Raw genomic sequence first — 2,328 nt, forward strand, 5'->3', positions numbered from 1 at the left:
CCACCACCGTTACCCTGACGGCTCCGGCCCAGGCGAATGAAGGTGGTCAGATTACTTACACCGCGACCTTGAGCAACAAGGCCGGTACTGACGTAACTTTGAAGCTGGATAATGGCTCATCGATCACCATCAAAGCCGGCGATACCGTCGGCACAGTGACTGTGCCTGCACCTTCCGATGATGTGTTCATCGATAAGAGCACCCAGACTGTTCAGATCACCGAAACCAATGGCGGCAACTTCGAGAAGCTGGAAGTGGCGGGCAACGGTGCAACGACAACGATCAACGACACTATCGACAAGGTCGATGTAGTCCTGACCGCCACCACCACCGTCGGCGAAGGCGGCAATATCGTCTACACCGCCAGCCTTGTGGATAAAAACGGCGCGCCGGTGACGAACATCACCAACCCGTTGACCGTAGCGTTGGATAACGGCCAAAGCATCACTATCGGTGTGAACCAATCGAGCGGCACAGTCACCGCTGTGGCACCAGACGACGTCTATAAAGGCGATCAAACCGTCACGACCGCCATCAAGGATGTCACCGGTGGCGAGCACTTCGAAAATCTGGTGCCTGGCACCACGCCAGTTAACACCACCGTGACTGATACTCCAGGCACCGACAACACCACCACCGTTACCCTGACGGCTCCGGCTCAGGCGAATGAAGGTGGTCAGATTACTTACACCGCGACCTTGAGCAACAAGGCCGGTACTGACGTAACTTTGAAGCTGGATAATGGCTCAAACATCACCATCAAAGCCGGCGACACCGTCGGCACTGTGACCGTCCCTGCACCAAGCGATGACGTGTTCATCGACAAGAGCACGCAGACGGTCAAAATTACCGACGCAACGGGCGGCAACTTTGAGAAGTTGGAAGTTGCTGGCAACGGTGCGACCACCACGATCAATGACACCATCGACAAGGTCGATGTAGTTCTGACTGCAACCACCACCGTCGGCGAAGGCGGCAACATCGTTTACACCGCCAGTCTTGTGGATAAAAACGGCGTACCGGTGACGAACATCACCAACCCGCTGACCGTCACGCTCGATAACGGCCAGAGCATCACTATCGGTGTAAACCAATCGAGCGCCAGCGTTTCGGTTGTTGCGCCGGATGACGTGTATAAGGGCGACCAGACCGTCACCACTGCTATTCAAACCGTCACTGGCGGCGAGCACTTCGAAAATCTCGTTCCAGGTACCGACAAAGTCACTACAACCGTGACTGATACCCCAGGTACTGATAACGCCACGACTGTCACACTGACCGCACCGAATGCTGTTAGCGAAGGCGGACAGATCACCTACACAGCGACCTTAAGCAATAAGGCCGGTACTGACGTCACGCTGAAACTCGATAACGGTTCGAACATCACCATCAAGGCTGGCGACACCGTCGGCACCGTGACCGTGCCTGCTCCAAGCGATGACGTGTTTATCGACAAGAGCACTCAGACCGTCCAGATCACTGAAGCGACTGGCGGCAACTTCGAGAAGCTGGAAGTTGCTGGCAACGGCGCAACCACCACGATCAATGACACCATCGACAAAGTTGATGTAGTCCTGACCGCCACTACCACCGTCGGCGAAGGCGGCAACATTGTTTACACCGCCAGCCTTGTGGATAAGAGCGGTACGCCGGTGACTAACATCACCAATCCGTTGACCGTAGCGTTGGATAACGGCCAGAGCATCACCANCAAAGGCGATCAGACCGTCACCACTGCTATCAAGACTGTCACTGGTGGCGAGCACTTCGAAAACCTGGTGCCTGGCACCGCGCCAGTTAACACCACCGTGACTGATACTCCGGGCACCGACAACACCACCACCGTTACCCTGACAGCTCCGGCACAGGCGAACGAAGGTGGCCAGATCACGTACACCGCTACGCTCTCCAATAAAGCAGGCAGCGACGTCACTCTGAAGCTGGACAACGGTTCGAGCATCACGATTAAAGCGGGCGATACCGCCGGCGCAGTAACCGTCCCAGCGCCAAGCGATGACGTGTTCATCGACAAGAGCACGCAGACGGTCAAAATTACCGACGCAACGGGCGGCAACTTCGAGAAGCTGGAAGTTGCAGGCAACGGTGCGACCACCACGATCAACGACACCATCGACAAGGTCGATGTGGTTCTGACCGCCACTACTACCGTCGGCGAAGGCGGCAACATCGTTTACACCGCCAGCCTTGTGGATAAAAACGGCGCGCCGGTAACTAACATCACCAACCCGTTGACCGTGACGTTGGATAACGGCCAGAGCATTACTATCGGTGTAAACCAATCGAGCGCCAGTGTTTCGGTTGTTGCGC

General features: G+C 56.1%; 2 protein-coding genes. Both read left to right on the forward strand.

The window, feature by feature from the left end:
- Positions 1-14 precede the first annotated feature (14 nt).
- Positions 15-1,710 (forward strand): immunoglobulin-like domain-containing protein (locus tag PspCFBP13528_RS28130; RefSeq protein ID WP_342671487.1); only part of this gene is annotated, 1,696 nt, incomplete at its 3' end.
- Between the two features lie 98 nt (positions 1,711-1,808).
- On the forward strand, positions 1,809-2,328 hold a 520-nt coding region (locus PspCFBP13528_RS28135), incomplete at its 3' end, for an immunoglobulin-like domain-containing protein (protein WP_342671488.1).

The organism is Pseudomonas sp. CFBP13528 (genome assembly GCF_005233615.1).
Classification (GTDB): Bacteria; Pseudomonadota; Gammaproteobacteria; order Pseudomonadales; family Pseudomonadaceae; genus Aquipseudomonas; species Aquipseudomonas fluorescens_AM.